Genomic DNA, 15834 nt, shown 5'->3' with positions numbered 1-15834 from the left:
CGAACAACGCCAACCGACGCCAGCCTACGAATTTAATGCCCTTTTTTGCCCCTTTTTCTTATCCGATGCCCCTTCTATGCCCCTCTTTTGCGAGCAGCTTTTCAGAAAGAAAAAGTGCATGTTTACGACAATATCCTCCCATGACATCATCTCCTGCGTTAATCATGTAATTTTCGGTGCGCACCACTCTTTCATGATAACGGCCTTCCCTAGGAAAACCCATCAGTTGGCCATCACTAGCAACGTCTATACTTTCAGTCTGAAGACTGGAGGCAACCATGTGCGGACGCTTTGCTCAATCACAAACCCGTGAAGAATATTTGGCATACCTGGCGGATGAAGCAAAGCGCGACATCGCATACGACCCTGAGCCGATTGGGCGTTACAACGTGGCGCCGGGGACTAAAGTTTTGCTCCTGAGCGAACGAGACGAACAGCTGCACCTCGATCCGGTTCACTGGGGTTACGCACCCGGGTGGTGGGATAAGCCAGCGCTCATTAACGCTCGCGTAGAAACCGCGGCGACAAGCAGAATGTTCAAGCCTCTATGGCAACATGGCCGGGCGATCTGCTTTGCCGATGGCTGGTTTGAATGGGTGCGACGTGAAGTCGCATAAGTGATTGTTCGGAATATATATTATTACCGAACCTGCCGTCCCATCGGCAGTACCCTACGAGGTAGGGCGGACTGGTAACAGGCCGTCCAAAAGCCCTCGGACAATGTAGCCTTTACCATTTGGTAAGTGCCAGAATCGTGAGAAAACGGCATGCCTGCGAGCATCAACGCGGGTCGGAGCTAGGGTGAGTGGCATGGTTAGCATATGCGAACCTCGTTTACTATCGTCAACCATGAAGGGCCCAAAGATGCTGACAGGGCTCGATTGCGGTCGGAGCGGATGTCCCATTCTCATCCGCCATGGGCAAAGTGACCGCCGGTAGCGTAAGAGGAACCTAAACCATTCTTGTCATTTATGCGGAACATGGTAAGCCCAAATAGCTCCTTATTAAGGAAGCTTCACCGCAAGGTGAAGTGATAGCTATGTGGGTAGAGGATCGGGGAAAAAGCGAATGCCTGTTTGTAATGAACAGGATACGGATTGAAAGATTACCCGGCGCGAAAGCGGGCAGACTTCCCCGTGGTCTTACGTCACGAGATAACCTGATTAACGACGTGCGAGGAAAAGCAGATGATGGCGAAAGCTGGTGCAGCCTCGGGCAAAGGTCAGCAATGGGATGCCATTAACTGGTTGAACATTGAGGCAAATGTCAGTCGGCTACAGGCGCGTATCGTGAAGGCAGTGCAGGAAAATCGCTGGAATAAAGTTCGTGTCCTGAGTTATCTGCTGACGCGTTCGATGAGCGGTAAATTTCTGGCGGCTCGCAGAGTGACCAGCAACAAAGGCAGAAATACCGCTGGCGTTGACGGTATCATCTGGGACTCTCCAGCGAAAAGATTTGCTGGGGCTCAATCCCTCAAATCAAGGGGCTACTCGCCTGCTCCGCTCAAAAGAATATACATTCCTAAAGCTAATGGTAAGCGACGTCCGCTTGGGATCCCTACGATTAAGGATCGGGCTATGCAGGCACTATTTCTGCTGGCGCTTGATCCTGTCGCGGAAACTACAGCAGATGGCGGTTCCTATGGATTCAGGAACATGCGACGGTGCGCTGATGCGATCGAGAGATGCTTTACTAATCTCGCTCGAAAAAGCAGCCCGGAATGGGTTCTTGAAGGTGATATTAAAGGCTGTTTCGATAATATCGACCACCAGTGGCTCATTGACCACGTTCCAATGAACAAAACAGTTCTCGGTAAATGGTTAAAGTCAGGCTTTATGGAAAAACAGGTTTATCACTCAACAATTGCAGGCACTCCTCAGGGAGGGATCATTTCACCCGTGCTGGCAAACCTGACGCTGGATGGACTGGAACACCTGCTGAGGACGCAATATCCACGGCAGGGAAAAGGTTCAGGGGCGGGAAAAGCAGCCAAAGTGCATCTGATCCGTTATGCCGATGACTTTATTATTACCGGTGACAGCCGGGACACGATTAATAAAGTCATACCTCTCGTCGAAGCATTCCTTGCAGAACGTGGGCTGGAGCTTTCTAAAGCAAAGACCCGGGTTACCCATGTCTCTGAAGGTTTCGATTTTCTCGGCCAGAACATAAGACGTTATCCTAACGGAAAACTTCTCATTAAACCGTCCAGAAAAAGCATCAACACGTTGATCTCGAAGGTCAAAGCAATTGCTAATCAAATGATAGCTCAACCTGTTGCGTCATTGATCACGAGGCTAAACCCTGTGATCAGGGGATGGGCCAACTACCATCGTCATGTTGTTTCCAAGCGGGTATTCACTTATGTGGATCACCTGATCTTTGAAATTATCCGGAGGTGGGCCAAGGCCAGACATCCCCGTAAAGGGCTCAGATGGATTAAAAAGAAATACTTCGCTCAGGTGAAATCCCGAGACTGGGTTTTCAGCGGTCTATATCGGGATACTGTCACGGGACAAATTATGACTTTGAGATTAATTAACGCTCAAAGCATCAAAATTGTCCGTCACAGACTTGTTGCCTCAGCACTTAATCCCTATGACACGAATTGGGCAGATTATGCCCGAGCCAGATCTTCGCGACTGACTGCACCTGCTGCATCATTTCATAGTGGTGTTTGATAAGGCTTGAGCCGTGTGAGCTGGAAACTCTCACGCACGGTTCTTAGAGGGGGTGTCGGAGGTAACTTCGGCACCCTACTCGACAAGCGAGAAGGAGACAAGAAGCAGCCCTATTTCATTCATCGTGCCGATGGCCAGCCAATCTTTATGGCGGCGATCGGCAGTGTCCCTTTCGAGCGCGGTGACGAAGCCGAAGGTTTTTTGATAGTGACCGCTGCGGCCGATCAGGGGTTGGTCGATATTCACGACCGCCGTCCGCTGGTCCTGACGCCGGCAGCAGCACGCGAATGGATGCGCAAGGATATAGGCGGGAAGGAAGCTGAAGAGATAGCCGCCGACGGAGCAGTGCCCGCCGACAAGTTTATCTGGCACGCCGTTACGCGCACCGTGGGTAATGCGAAAAATCAGGGGCCAGAATTAATTGAGGCTATCGACCCCCTATAAATACGTAATGTCCACAATATGCCAGGAGCGGACATTACTGAGTTAAGTTCTGAAAGTAGCTTTAAATACGCACATGCTCTTCCTAATAACTCGATTATCATTTTTACCGTTAAACAGTTCCGGAGACAACTCTGACTCACAGGAATATCGCTAAGCCTCTGCCCCCCCCTAAGCAATATCCTGATTGCTGAGTTGAGGCATTAATCTCTCAAATAAATCATCACTTTCATAGGGGATGTTATTAATATGCCGGGAATAAATCAAACCTCCTGGAATAAGCTTGGACAAAGAACTTTCACATAAAACACCTATACATTTTTTATTTTCCCCTGCCATAAAATCTTCTAAATTTCTCAAGATAAAATTTCGTGACAACTCACGATGTTCATTTATTGCCATTCTCGCATCTTCAGAATTAATGAGAGACACTTTAGGAAGCAAATCAGTAACATTAACGGCCACCATGCCTAGATTTTTAAGTGATGAGCTATCCTTTATCCTGCGCACGATCTGCTGGTTTGCAACTTTTATGTTTTTAGATAGTTTTTTTAACGACTTAACTCGTTTGCATTCTACAAAAAGAATTCTGCCGTCAGAGAGTTTCACTTCGATATCACAAATGCTTTTAAGAGATATTTTATACCCTCCACGCAGGAATCTTGCAGCCATTGACAACTCAAACAGAAAGTCTCTTGCAGGATCGTTCTCAGAAGTAGCACGAAATTCTTGACCAGTGATAACCTTCTTTATTTGATCGAGATATTCCTGGATATCAAGCCCTTTAAGATCATTGTAAACCCTTATGATTTCATTAGCTTCCACGTGAGAATTCATCATCTCCTTCATAAAGGCAACTAAATTTTCATCGGGTATATCTTTGAAAATTTTTTCTCCATTTGATAGTGCTTTCAATTTTTGAAGGTTTTTGTGGTATACCCCATATCTTGTTACTGCAAACCTAAAGCCCAAACTATCGAACCAAGTACAAACCTCTTCAAATTTAGTTAACAAACCTGAAAACTCATGCTCGTATATTTCCTTGCCTTCCATACTTTTCTCTTTAAATAAATTCAGATTCGTATTAGCGCTTGTCAAATTCATGTGGGCTGTGCCCCTTAAAATCATCAAGCGAGAGCTTGTTCTGTAAAGATTGTGAACCTATTAGCGTCTCGATTAAATACTCTATATAGTTGACTCGACCAATTTATACCAAACGGTAGAATAAAAGAAGGAATCCCCGCAGTACTTAACTAGTCATTCTTTGACTACTGTGATTAAGATCACTTCCAAAGTCCGCTTATCGCTCTAAGCGGACTGTAGTAGCAGCATAACCACCACTGTTAATGGCCGAATCATCTAACTTTGAGCAGGTCACAGAACCTCGTAGTATAGCGCGGGGATAGCATTTCTCGTTTCATCTGCCAGGCAGTCTGGATCCCCTGCCCTGCAAAATACAGAGTTCCTCTTCCGTCTTTCGCATTGAGATGGTCGAGAACTTCCATCAGCTTCGCGCTGTTCTGCCGTGGTGCATTGTCATCGAACAGATTTAGCTGCGCTACGCCCTGACTGTAGAAATCCCCAAGCATCACCCCTGCTTTCTGATATCTATACCCATCTTTCCAGATGGCATCAAGACATTTTGTCGCCGCGGTGATGATGTCCCGGCTATCCTGGGTCGGTGTAAGCAGCTTTACTGATGCATTGTTACCGTAATACGGCTCGTTCAGCGCAAAGGGACTGGTTTTGACAAAAGCAGAGATAAACCGGCAATACTGATGCTCGCCACGGAGCTTCTCCGCGGCACGGGATGCGTATAAACATATCGCCTGGCGCATCTCTTCGTAGGTGGAAATCCGCTGCCCAAAGCTGCGACTACAGACAATCTCCTGCTTTACCGGCGCGAACTCCTCCAGACCAAGGCAAGGCTCCCCGCGCAATTCCCGCACGGTTCTTTCCAACACAACATTAAAATGTTTTCGGATAAAACGGATATCGGTATCCGCCAGCTGCAGCACAGTTTTAATCCCCATGGCCTCCAGTTTTTTACTGATGCGGCGCCCGACGCCCCAGACCTCATCCACCGGAAGCAAAGCCATCAACTTCCTCTGTCTTTCCAGATTAGACAGATCCACCACTCCTCCGGTCTGCCGCTGCCACTGTTTCGCCGCGTGATTGGCCAACTTTGCCAGGGTTTTAGTCTGGGCTATGCCGACACCGACCTTGAGGTGCGTCCTGCGCAGAACCGTCTCGCGAATTTCCCTGCCAAAGTCGGTAAGGTCGCGACAGTTACGAACACCAGTAAGATCGCAAAATGCCTCATCAATACTGTAAATTTCGCAGCGTGGAGAGAGTTCCTCCAGCGTTGTCATCACTCGGTTGGACATATCGGCATAGAGCTCATAGTTACTGCTAAACGCGATAATACCGTGCCGGCGAAACATGTCCTTTTGCTTGAAATAAGGCTCACCCATTTTGACGAAGGGCTTCGCCTCTGGCGAGCGGGCGATCACACAGCCGTCGTTGTTTGACAGAACGACCACCGGACGCCCTTTCAGGTCAGGACGAAATACGGTCTCGCACGATGCGTAAAATGAGTTCACATCGCAAAGTGCAAACATCTCAGCCAGCCGATTTGATGATGTAAGTTACGACGCCGAACACATCGAGAGTATCCTCGCTACCGACGACTATTGGGGAATACGCGCTATTCATTGGGTTAAGCTGAACCCGCGGTTGCAACTGCAGCTTCTTAACCGTGAATTCCCCATCTACAGCGGCAATGACAATATCACCATGGACTGCGGTCCTTGAACTATCCACGACCAGAAGATCCCCCTCACCAATGCCCGCATCTTTCATGCTATCACCGGCAGCTTTGACAAAATACGTCGCGCTGGGGTGGTTAACCAGCAGCTCGTTCAGGTCGATACGCTGCTCAACATAATCCTGCGCTGGACTAGGAAAGCCGCACTGCACAAGGTCACTGTACAACGGGAGCAGCATGATCTGGCGTAACTCAACGGGCGTGTAGAACTGCATAATAACTCGCTCACAAAATACTGTTTTTATATACAGTAGTTTCATTCACTAATCTGATCAATAGAGGTTTCAACTATCAATCAGGAGCACAGAGGGGGGAAACCAGTCACCTTTGAGCCCCTGATATTGGTTTCACTTAGTGATTATGTTGTCTATGTGCCAGCTATGAACTATCTTTTCTCAAAACCTGCTACTGCAAAATGGATATAAGATGTCACAGACGGACTTGCTGATTGTTGTTTTTACGCTGGGCATTTTAGCCTTTGGCTATTCCATATGGTTCATTTCGAACAGAATACTCTGCTCAATATTTCATAGACTTAGAAAGAATGTATGAATTGGGATGGTATAGACCCAAATTCGTGGTCCTTGCTCCTCGACGTCGGAAGGTACTTACAGATCATCTTCGCTCTTAACCTATCACATCGGCACCTACTCCATGATGTAACAGCTCGGACCAGAAATATCTGGAAGCTTTAGGCATATTCCTGGAAGATAGACGAGCGCAAAGACGCACACAGCAATGATGTTATGTAGTATTTTCCCCTTGAGTGTGCCTGCTCAGGGGGATTTTTTATCGCCGTATTGTACTGGCAAATATTTGTAAATAGTCTTCACCCCCACGCCTGTCACATCGGCCACACGCGACTGGACAGGCGGTTAGTCCGGTATGTTTCTCGCGCTACTACTGCTTACGTTAACGTCTGGTAATGATCTAGCGGCGCGACGTAAAGCGGCGTTGAAAGCAATTATAGTGACCGGCCGGCGTTGGTACTTCACACGGTTAGAATGGCTCTGAAATAAAAAAACATCTTCTGGATAGCGTTCTCTTCTACGAGCAATGATCCCCTCCACTGGAGGGGTTGATTCAACACGTAGCTCCTTCAGGTGACCCTGTTTTCGTATCAGTATCAAGCCATCATCAATATCATCATATCGAATACTCAGCAGCCTTCCAGCGCTTAAACCTGTGTGAAAAATTAACGCCCACAAGTCTGCCCATGTATCTGAGATGGAAACAAGATTGCTGTTAATAGTTAAAAATTGTTCAAAACTTATTGTTTTCTTACCGTTCACGAACAAACCAAACTGTTTTCAAAACTGAAAGTACTTATTATCTCAAATGTTACATATCACGGGAAGGGCAGGAATCCTTGATCGCGGACGGCAGCAGGAAAGTATTTGTAGATCGTCTTCACCCCCACCCCTATCACATCTGCGATCTGTTGCCGGGTAGCGCCCGTACCCAACATCCTGCGGCATCGCTCCACAACCTCAGTGGTCATTACCCGGCGGCGGCCGCCTACTCTCCCCTGCTCCCTCGCTGCGGCTAACCCGGCGCGGGTACGCTCCACTATCAGCTCGCGCTCCATCTCCGCCAGGGCGCTCATGACGTGGAAGAAAAAGCGGCCTGCTGGCGTCGAAGTGTCAATCGAGTCGGTCAGGCTGCGGAAATTCACCCCGCGCGCCTGCAGCTCCGACACGAGCGTAATCAGATCGCGCACGCTGCGGCCCAGCCGGTCCAGTTTCCAGACCACCAGCACATCACCCGGGCGGAGCCGCCGCAGCGCTCGCTTTAACCCTGGACGCCGGGCATTCTTCCCGCTGGCCATATCCTCGAAAACCAGCTCACATTCTGCGCGGATCAGCGCGTTTTTCTGTAAATCGAGGTTTTGATCCCCTGTAGAGACCCGTGCATAGCCAATCAGCATGTTGTAACCCGTTGAAATAGCTGATTGTAAAAAGCCCCGCGCTTTCGCTCAAACCCTCGTTTGCGCGAACGCTATTTTTTGGAGCAAAAAACATGGCCTTTAACCCGGAGCTGGGGAGCACGTCTCCCGCTGTGTTGCTCGATAACGCCGAGCGCCTGGATAAGCTGGTTAACGGTCCGGCCGGAACGGTTAACGACCGCGGCGGTGAACCGCTCGATACCTGGCGCCAGATGATGGCGAAAAACGATGAGATCAGGCAGAACCTGATCCCGCTCAGTAAGCAGTATCAGACGCTGGCGGCAGCGCAGGCGGATATTGTGTATATTCCGGTGGGGTCGACCACGTATTACCGTAGCCCGGATGACAGCGCTTTAGCTGTAGAAGTGATCAATAACGCCGGTACGCTGCAGCCTACCGGGCGGAAAATGCCATCTTATTCTTCGCTACGCGGGGCGAACATTCTGTTTGATGCTCTGAATGAATATTCAGCAAATGATCCTAAATTCGGTGCGTGGGACTGGTATCGCGGAGCAGTGGTCACTTTCAGCACTACTGATGCCAATATTCCGTTACCGACTCCAGTGGCACAGTATTCCGGCGTATGGTCTGCAGATAAATATTATGACCTTGCCCGCCTGCCTGTAAGGGTTGGTGATAAGTTAACCTTTTCCGTGCTGGCGTGGTTCCAGGATGCCGGTGCTAAGTTCCATATTTTCTGGATGTCCACCGCGGGCGCTGTTATTTCGTCTAAATCACAGCTTGCTCTGGCCGCCGGTATAAATACTCCGGTTATCACAGATGTCATTCCATCCGGCGCATCCTACGTCAGGATCCGGGTTGAAAATACTTCGGCAGGGATCTTTAAGGTCGGTGCTTATGCTGCTGCGTTAGGGGCTATTCAGCCTGAGTTTGTTCGCGCCACGCCGGATAAAACCTATCTGTCAGCCGTCATATCATCCGGTATTTCGGGGTTAACATCACGCGTCGATGCGCTGCAGGGGGCTATTTCTGTTGGTTATGCTTATGCAGCTGCCTGGCAAGTCGGGAAATTTATCAATCCAACTACAGGGGCCATCACTGATAACTCTGCGCTGAACTGCGCAATCATTCCGCATTCCGACGGGGATGGCTGGCTGGTGACAGCCCTTGTGACAGGATCGGCGACTGCTCTGGCTGTGTACTTGAACAGCGCCGGGATGGTATTGGGTGTTGAAGGGCGGGGCACGGCAACCCCGCAGCAGTATACAAATTATCGTCTGAACGTTCCTGCCGGGACTACACAGATCGGTATAACCGGTCGTAATTCTGCGGAAATTGCTGTTAAAAAACTTGCTGTCGTTGAGACGGCCACAGTACTGGCATCGATCGATTCTCTGGATGTCAGGGTACAGACAATAGAGGACTCTCTTGTATATGATTTTATTAAACAGGACGTAACGATTACCTCAGGAGCATATATAAACCGTGCTGATGGCAGTGTGGTGGTAAATGCTGCATTTGACTGTGCAATTTTTAATTACACAGCAGGAGACCGCTGGAAAGTCACAGCAAGGGTTAACGGCAGTGGAGTTTCACTCGCGGTGTATATGAACAGCGCCGGGACGGTTATCGGCACCGAAGGGAACGGTACTACAGAATCGGTGGACTATACCGATTACGAGCTAACACCTCCTTCCGGCACCGCCAAAATCGGGATCACCACCCGTATAGCAGTGCCCATTATTGCCAAAAAATATGTAGTCGTACCCGGCGGGGGAAGTGCGGTGAGTCCGTGGTCTGGAAAAATCATCGATGTGATGGGTGACAGCAACGTTGCCTATAACAAATGGCAACCCCTTGTCGCGGAAGCGCTGGGGTGTTCATTCCTGAATCATGGTATCGGTGGTTCGAAAATAGCCAAACCGGATAGCTCATCAACGCAAATCAGCATGTGCGACGATGTGCGAATTAATGCTCTGGATACATCGGCGGCAGCGTGGATTTGCGGTCCGTGGGCAACAAACGACTGGGCGCAAAATATTCCGATTGGAAGTATCTCCGACACGGTGAACACCACCGTTTACGGCGCGCTGAACATCATCGCTCAGAAATTGCGGGCGCGAGCCCCAACAAAACCTATCCTGTGGGCCACGCCGTTCAATGGCGACTATGACTCAGGAAGGACGGGGGCGTGGGTTGATGGGGAGACGAATCAGTATGGGCGGGTTTCAGACTATGCTGCAGCGATTCGCGCCGTGGCATTGCGATACGGTTTCCCATTAATTGACCTGAACGCCGATTGCGGATGGACGAAGTTTAACAGCAGCAACTTCCTGATGACGGAAGGTGATACCAATCCCTCTCGCATTCATCTCAATGCAGACGCGGGGCCTGTGCGTATCTCCTCACTGGTAACAGACCGACTTACTGCACTTCAAAAACTGGTTGGTTAGCTGACAGTCTATCGGCTCTGCCGTAATATTTATCTCTGGCTGAGCAGTAAAGTAACCCCCGGGTTGATCCGGGGGTTTTTATTACAGTGACATTCCCTGAACTTCACCAATATCTTTAAACCGGCTATACATCAGATCCATTTCTGCGTTAGTTAACTGGCGGTCGTAACAAGCATACCCCATAAATGCGAGCGATTTCGTTTGAGTAACCCGAGGGCCAGTATTCCCTACCCTGATAGTAGATGTCCCACGCATATCACGAACCACACCCGTCGGCGTTAACGAGGAACCGGATTTTCCTGACGTTTTATCCATAATTCGTTTGAGTCGCGGTGTACCGTTAATGCCTGTTCCGTCATAGCAGCCAACAAGACAGCGCCAGGAGGCTGTAGCTTCTGTTGTCGCCAGATCAGAAACATCCGTTATTATCACGTTGTTTGCAGACGATGAACCAGTGCCGCCGTCATACGTTGAACAGATAACATCACGGTATCCCTGAGCCTCAAGAACAATCCCCGATCCCACCACTGCGGTAGTGCCATCTGCTGCATAACTCTGGAATGTGCCTATAAGCTGAGTATTTCCGCCCCCGCCCGAATTCCACAGTTTAAACACTGCAAAGTAAGTGAAGTTTTCCGACTCCTTAATATTCAGATCAAGATACCCTCCCGGACCAAGCAGAGTTGAGTATGCGTCCAGCCTGGCTGGTGCACCGACAATTATCGGTTGCACACCATCTTCGACAAGATTCACACCAAAAAGATCGCCCCCAAGACCAAAAGAGAGCAGGTTTTTTGATACAGGAACATCAATACCTATCCCGGATGCAAAAACAGAATCACCCATAACTAAATCAAGAGACATATTTAATTTCCTCTGACTGAATTTGTTGAATGGCGGCAAAATTATTGAGCGCGTAAGGTTTATTAACGAGAGAAGGTATATTTTCCTGAGTATACTGACCGTTTATTCCGTATACCCAGTTAAGTCCGCCAACTTCATTGGACGAGTCGCTAATATTATGAGTCCCGTTATGGCTTTTATCCCCCAGCGATACAGTCACTGCTCCGGTTAAGGCACGACTGGCCTTAATGCGGATCACACGGTCAGAAACTATGTCAACGATAAAATCTTCCGGGGAAAATGTCCCGGCACCATCTGAGAGCGTTATCCCTTTATCTGCGTGGAGTGTCTCTGTCCATTTATCGTATACAGCTGAAAACTTCAGTGGCGCTACCCGTGGCGTTAGAGACAAATAAACTTTGTCCTCACGGTGAACAGCTTTCAGTATCCGAAAAGTGAAATCACCATTACCAGAGTAATAGCGCCATAGTTCCCGCGCGAAGAGGCAACCCAGCTTGCGGTATGAGTTCGAGCAGAGATGTGCGCCGGGATTAGGCAGTCCCTGATACGAACCAACCAGAATGGTTTTGTCGGCCTGCTCCGGCAGTCTGTTCTGCGCCTGTGGTACGCCCATTGTGTTGATATAGGTGTTACCAATCTGGTTAATCAAATAAATTGGAGCGAAGGTCTGCCCGGATGCCGCCTTACAGGAATTGATAAGGTTCTGCCGCATAGTCTGTGACTGGGCGGCATAGTAAGTGGTGCTGGCGGAATTATCATTTTCTCCCTGCAGGTAAATGATCCCGATAACCTCAAACTCGACCCCATCAGCTGCACAGGCCTCCGCGACGCCTGCAAGAAAGGTTTCAACTCTGTTGTAAAGCTCCGGGGATGCTCCTTTCTGTAGCTGCGCAATCGACCGCCCGGATACACCGCAACTACCTACACAAACAACCATGTCATCATCATTGGCGACGCCCATTGCTTCGTTGTGCAGGCGCTTGAACTCATTGCCGACCGTTGAACAAATCGTTTCGCCATATCCACTTTGCGGGATAATGGTTCCGTCCACGTCCTGACATACTTCATGCAAAGGATAAAATTTATTCTCCCCGCCAACCGGCCCGTATACCTCACTCCCTACCGGAGGGTTAGAGAAGAATGATCCACGAGGCGACTGACCCAACATCACATTGCCATAAAGCGGCGTAGTCGTGAGCGCTGCATTGCTTTGCGCGCCAGCGGCGAAAGACTGCCCGTAAACAAGAATGACTTTTACTTTTTTACGGGACTTTGGAGAGCAACTGAAAATTTTATTGAAGCGGTTTGATTGCTTTGCAAAAGCTGAAGTTTCAAGCTGCTGAATAATCTGTTCCTCAGTCAAAACCGGGCTGGCGCTCCCGCCTTTATTCACAAAATTACCGTGAACGTAACCCCTTTCATCAATCCTGAAACATACCACTCCCCGCTTGTCAGAAACGCTGATCCCCTTGCCATCTTTTCTGATGGTCAGAGAAGTATTCCCGGACTTAACAGCTAACTGCAGCATGGTTTCAATATTCATTTTAGCCATCTGCAGTTTGCCGTTCTCAATCGAGGCCAGCATCACGCCGCGTTTATCGAAGATTCTGGTTTTACCGTCCAGCCCCTTTTTGAATGCGATGGTTTTATTCGATATCTCATTTTCTGACAGTTGCATGCCCGCGCCAAAAAAACCATTCGGGCCGAACTTCAGCAGCCGTGACAGAAAATAAACACCGCCCACATCATCGTTTTTCCACCCGGCGATAATCGTTCCGATCCTGTCCTTCCACCGATGAAAGAACTTCGTGCTGTGGCTTTTCTCAACGATTTCGTTAAGCGATTTAATCTGCTTATTGACCTGGTATTCAGAAGGTACCCACTCGGTACCATTCCACAAATATTGTTCTCCTGTACTGGTATCGACAGCCAGAACATTGGCTTTATCAGGTGTAAAGGCCAGCAGTTCCTGCAAAGAACTGAAACCCATAGCGCCGCCGTTCTCCTGGAAATTAACCAGGGTATCGTCAACTTTCTTTTGTTGCCGTCGCCATGAGTCTAATGGTTCTCCGGCGCGATCCGGGATGGTGGCCTCTGGGCCGTTCACCAGTTTATCGAGGCGCGTGGCATTATCCAGCAACACCTCCGGGGAGGTGCTCCCGAGCGGGGGAGTAAAGGCCATGTTTTTTGCTCCAAAAAAGGCGTTCGCTCAAACGAGGGTTTGAGCGAAAGAAAAGTTGAAAGGGATTTTTTTGGTATTAAGCAGCGTCGCCGGGGTATGTGGCGTCGTCGTACTGGTAGAACGATTCGAGGTATTCTTTTGCGGTGATCTGACAGGTGCCGTCAGACTGCGGCGCGATCTCCTCTACAATGGCGTCGTAGACGTGGCGCGTTGAGCCGCAGAACACCAGGCGGATCGGCTCGATGGTTGCCGACGACAGGTCAACCCGCATGGGATCATCAAACTCGCTCAGGTGCGGGACTGACAGCTGAAAATCACCCACCCTGCTCGCCACCATCAGCCCGGATGCAGAGGCATCCTGATAGCGGATCAGCGCGCGGGGATTTTCGAAAGACCAGTCCAGCGGCTCCGTAACGGTGAAGGTCGTTACACCGCCAGCCGTTGTCATCGCCTCCACCAGACAGGAAATCGTGTTGTTACCCGGAATATCATCCGTGAGCACAATGCGATCGCCCAGGTTGTAGCACAGCGCGTCCAGCTCGGTAGTGGTCTGGAACGTCACCCGCTGCTGCAGGGCTTTCATCAGGCGACGCATGCCGTTCTGGTAGGCGTGATCCTGATTCAGTACCCCATCGAGTTTGTAATTCTCGACTTTCACCGGCGTGGGATTATCAGGCGTCCGGCATTTAACGGTCTCCTCTGCCCAGGTAGTCCCGTTGATGTACGTCACGTCGACGCCATCAAAATCATCGTCGGACGGTACGGTAAATCCGCTCTGCAGCTCCTCCACCATCTCATGCGGAGTAATCACGCCAGTCCATGGCTTAATCCCCTCACGGTTGACCGTCGCCAGGCCATCGCTTAACAGGAAGCGGGACTTCCCGGCGTTGGCTATCTTCTGCAGCATTTCCAGCGCTGAGATACTGTCGCCGGTAGCAAAGTCGAAATACTCGCCGCGTGGCGTCCAGTATGCAGACTCCAGCACGTTGATGGTGTCGACATCCATCTCCAGTCCCAGCGAGTTCCCGACATGCAGCAGCGCCCCCGAAATGGTTCTGGCCGTTCCTGAGTCATAGGCCCGCGTGGCCACAACGTTTACGCGGCGGTCCGACTGAGCCGCCAATTTGCCCCCCGTCTCAACGGTCACCGCCATCAGCGACACGCCGGGATAGGATGAAGGGCGCGTCAGCAGTCGCCCGCGCAGTGCCTGCCAGTACATCGAATCCCTGGCGTTGTTTGAGCCCTGCTCATTGCGCCGGCGACAGCGAACCTCTACCAGCCCTGGTGAGCTGAGGGTGATCCGCTCAGTGAATCCCAGCCCGTTGACGTTTTTAAGCGCATACTCTCCCTGGTGACTCACCCACCCCGCTCCGGAACCGTAGACGCGATACTGAATCTCCCACTCAACGTGGCGGATCCGTTTTTTGCCCTTACTGTCAAAGCCGCAAATACCGGAAGGGTATGAAAAGTTCACCTCGAATGCATCCACCACTTCATTCTCAGGGCATACGAGGAAAGGCCCCAGCCAGCTCAGCGTGTCGTTAAGACCAGTGGCCTCATAGTCGATCATCGTCCGGGCGGTGAATCCCGGCCATGACTCATCAACGGCACCATTAACCAGGCGCGCCACCGTCGCCGTTGTGCCGTCGGTCGAGACAATGCGGTACTCATTCCCGCGGTGAGCAAGTGAAAGCCGTTGCACCCCCTCCGGCATGCCGGAAAAGGCTGTTCCCGTGGCGCTGTTATATGTAAGCGTCACATTCGCCGTTACCGCCGGGCTGCCGCCGGTTGATGCCGTGCCGGAGGTGTAAACCGGAGCATCACCGAAAACAGCTGCAGGCAGCGAAGAGGACGTGATCGCCCCACCCGCGAACGGACTGGCCGCCTCGGTTATCAGTACGGTGCCGCCGTTGTCCTGCGCAACCAGGCCGGAGCCAGTGAGTCCCTCGGTGATGGCCGCCAGCAGTCCCGACATCGAGACGTAGTTAGCCACCAGCGACACCGGGTAGGTAACCCCCTGCCAGGTGATCGTGAACGTGCTGGAGCTGGTCGAAAAATCGTAGGTGGTCGGGGCCGCACTGGCCTGGAGTTTTGCCGCACTCCCCCCGGTGCCGGGCACTGCAGCCTGACCGGGGGTATATGACGCGATAAACAGATCGTAATCGACAGAGTTAAACCCCAGCGTCACCGGCATACCTACTACCGGCGCGATCTCCGTCAGCAGCGGGCTGGCGATAACACTGTATCCGGCCGCCGTGGTGATCTGGTAGTTCGCCGGGGCTTTCAGTTCGACCACGGCGCCAGCGACCCAGCTGGGCGGCAGCGCGATATCGTTCTCGTCATTATCATCCGTATCCAGCCCGGTAAACGTCACGCTCGATCCGGAGACGGTCATGCTGTCTGCGATAATGTCGTCTGCGTCCGGCGACGTCTGGGCCATATCCAGTCCGGTACCGGATGATGTCCCGCCGACCTCCGTA

General features: G+C 50.8%; 11 protein-coding genes and 2 pseudogenes. 4 read left to right on the top strand and 9 right to left on the bottom strand.

Going from position 1 to position 15834, the window contains the following annotated elements; translation table 11 throughout:
* Window positions 1-58: 58 nt before the first annotated feature.
* Entirely contained in the window at window positions 59-280 is a 222-nt protein-coding gene (locus tag CW267_RS30135) for a hypothetical protein (protein ID WP_133124637.1), read from the bottom strand.
* Here CW267_RS30135 and CW267_RS19115 point away from each other — a divergent pair.
* From CW267_RS19115 to CW267_RS19105, 3 genes and pseudogenes are all read left to right on the top strand, one after another.
* Window positions 279-596: pseudogene (locus CW267_RS19115) on the top strand (SOS response-associated peptidase family protein); the annotation flags it as partial. The gene CW267_RS30135 and the pseudogene CW267_RS19115 sit on opposite strands and share 2 nt — an antisense overlap.
* Window positions 597-1187: 591 nt before the next feature.
* On the top strand, window positions 1188-2681 hold the full coding sequence (ltrA, locus tag CW267_RS19110) for a group II intron reverse transcriptase/maturase (RefSeq protein ID WP_088679050.1): 1494 nt from the start codon (window positions 1188-1190) through the stop codon (window positions 2679-2681).
* A gap of 84 nt (window positions 2682-2765) precedes the next feature.
* Window positions 2766-3125 (top strand): annotated as a pseudogene (locus CW267_RS19105) (SOS response-associated peptidase family protein); the annotation flags it as partial.
* A 168-nt stretch (window positions 3126-3293) separates the two neighbouring features.
* Here CW267_RS19105 and CW267_RS19100 read toward each other — a convergent pair.
* The 5 genes from CW267_RS19100 to CW267_RS19075 form a co-directional block, all read right to left on the bottom strand.
* Complete coding sequence (locus tag CW267_RS19100; protein WP_100781181.1) at window positions 3294-4226, bottom strand: hypothetical protein; 933 nt, start codon at window positions 4224-4226, stop codon at window positions 3294-3296.
* Between the two features lie 251 nt (window positions 4227-4477).
* Window positions 4478-5743: a Y-family DNA polymerase gene (locus CW267_RS19095; protein ID WP_100781182.1), complete on the bottom strand. Its 1266-nt coding sequence runs from the start codon at window positions 5741-5743 to the stop codon at window positions 4478-4480.
* 1 nt (window position 5744) lies between these two features.
* Window positions 5745-6164: a translesion error-prone DNA polymerase V autoproteolytic subunit gene (locus tag CW267_RS19090; RefSeq protein ID WP_040219432.1), complete on the bottom strand. Its 420-nt coding sequence runs from the start codon at window positions 6162-6164 to the stop codon at window positions 5745-5747.
* A 660-nt stretch (window positions 6165-6824) separates the two neighbouring features.
* Complete coding sequence (locus CW267_RS19080; RefSeq protein WP_004892499.1) at window positions 6825-7247, bottom strand: hypothetical protein; 423 nt, start codon at window positions 7245-7247, stop codon at window positions 6825-6827.
* A 50-nt stretch (window positions 7248-7297) separates the two neighbouring features.
* Window positions 7298-7876, bottom strand: coding sequence for a recombinase family protein (locus CW267_RS19075; protein ID WP_032755138.1), 579 nt, complete (start codon window positions 7874-7876; stop codon window positions 7298-7300).
* A gap of 92 nt (window positions 7877-7968) precedes the next feature.
* Here CW267_RS19075 and CW267_RS19070 point away from each other — a divergent pair, with 92 nt between their 5' ends.
* Complete coding sequence (locus CW267_RS19070) at window positions 7969-10308, top strand: SGNH/GDSL hydrolase family protein (protein WP_100781183.1); 2340 nt, start codon at window positions 7969-7971, stop codon at window positions 10306-10308.
* 81 nt (window positions 10309-10389) lie between these two features.
* Here CW267_RS19070 and CW267_RS19065 read toward each other — a convergent pair whose 3' ends face one another.
* The 3 genes from CW267_RS19065 to CW267_RS19055 form a co-directional block, all read right to left on the bottom strand.
* Window positions 10390-11172, bottom strand: a complete 783-nt coding sequence (locus tag CW267_RS19065; protein ID WP_100781184.1) for a hypothetical protein — start codon at window positions 11170-11172, stop codon at window positions 10390-10392.
* Entirely contained in the window at window positions 11162-13354 is a 2193-nt protein-coding gene (locus CW267_RS19060; protein WP_032755148.1) for a sialate O-acetylesterase, read from the bottom strand. Before CW267_RS19060 ends, CW267_RS19065 begins: the two co-directional genes overlap by 11 nt.
* 76 nt (window positions 13355-13430) lie before the next feature.
* Window positions 13431-15834: host specificity factor TipJ family phage tail protein (locus CW267_RS19055; RefSeq protein WP_101148648.1), on the bottom strand; the 2404-nt coding region annotated here is incomplete at its 5' end.

The sequence above is a fragment of the Klebsiella sp. X1-16S-Nf21 genome (assembly GCF_002837615.1).
Classification (GTDB): Bacteria; Pseudomonadota; Gammaproteobacteria; order Enterobacterales; family Enterobacteriaceae; genus Klebsiella; species Klebsiella variicola.
This window is presented reverse-complemented; position numbering and strand designations above follow the sequence as displayed.

Excerpts from the sequence above, each read along its gene's own strand:
- CW267_RS30135 (WP_133124637.1), bottom strand. The coding sequence starts at position 280 with ATGGTTGCCTCCAGTCTTCAGACTGAAAGTATAGACGTTGCTAGTGAT.
- ltrA (WP_088679050.1), top strand. The coding sequence starts at position 1,188 with ATGATGGCGAAAGCTGGTGCAGCCTCGGGCAAAGGTCAGCAATGGGAT.
- CW267_RS19100 (WP_100781181.1), bottom strand. The coding sequence starts at position 4,226 with ATGAATTTGACAAGCGCTAATACGAATCTGAATTTATTTAAAGAGAAA.
- CW267_RS19095 (WP_100781182.1), bottom strand. The coding sequence starts at position 5,743 with ATGTTTGCACTTTGCGATGTGAACTCATTTTACGCATCGTGCGAGACC.
- CW267_RS19090 (WP_040219432.1), bottom strand. The coding sequence starts at position 6,164 with ATGCAGTTCTACACGCCCGTTGAGTTACGCCAGATCATGCTGCTCCCG.
- CW267_RS19075 (WP_032755138.1), bottom strand. The coding sequence starts at position 7,876 with ATGCTGATTGGCTATGCACGGGTCTCTACAGGGGATCAAAACCTCGAT.
- CW267_RS19070 (WP_100781183.1), top strand. The coding sequence starts at position 7,969 with ATGGCCTTTAACCCGGAGCTGGGGAGCACGTCTCCCGCTGTGTTGCTC.
- CW267_RS19065 (WP_100781184.1), bottom strand. The coding sequence starts at position 11,172 with ATGTCTCTTGATTTAGTTATGGGTGATTCTGTTTTTGCATCCGGGATA.
- CW267_RS19060 (WP_032755148.1), bottom strand. The coding sequence starts at position 13,354 with ATGGCCTTTACTCCCCCGCTCGGGAGCACCTCCCCGGAGGTGTTGCTG.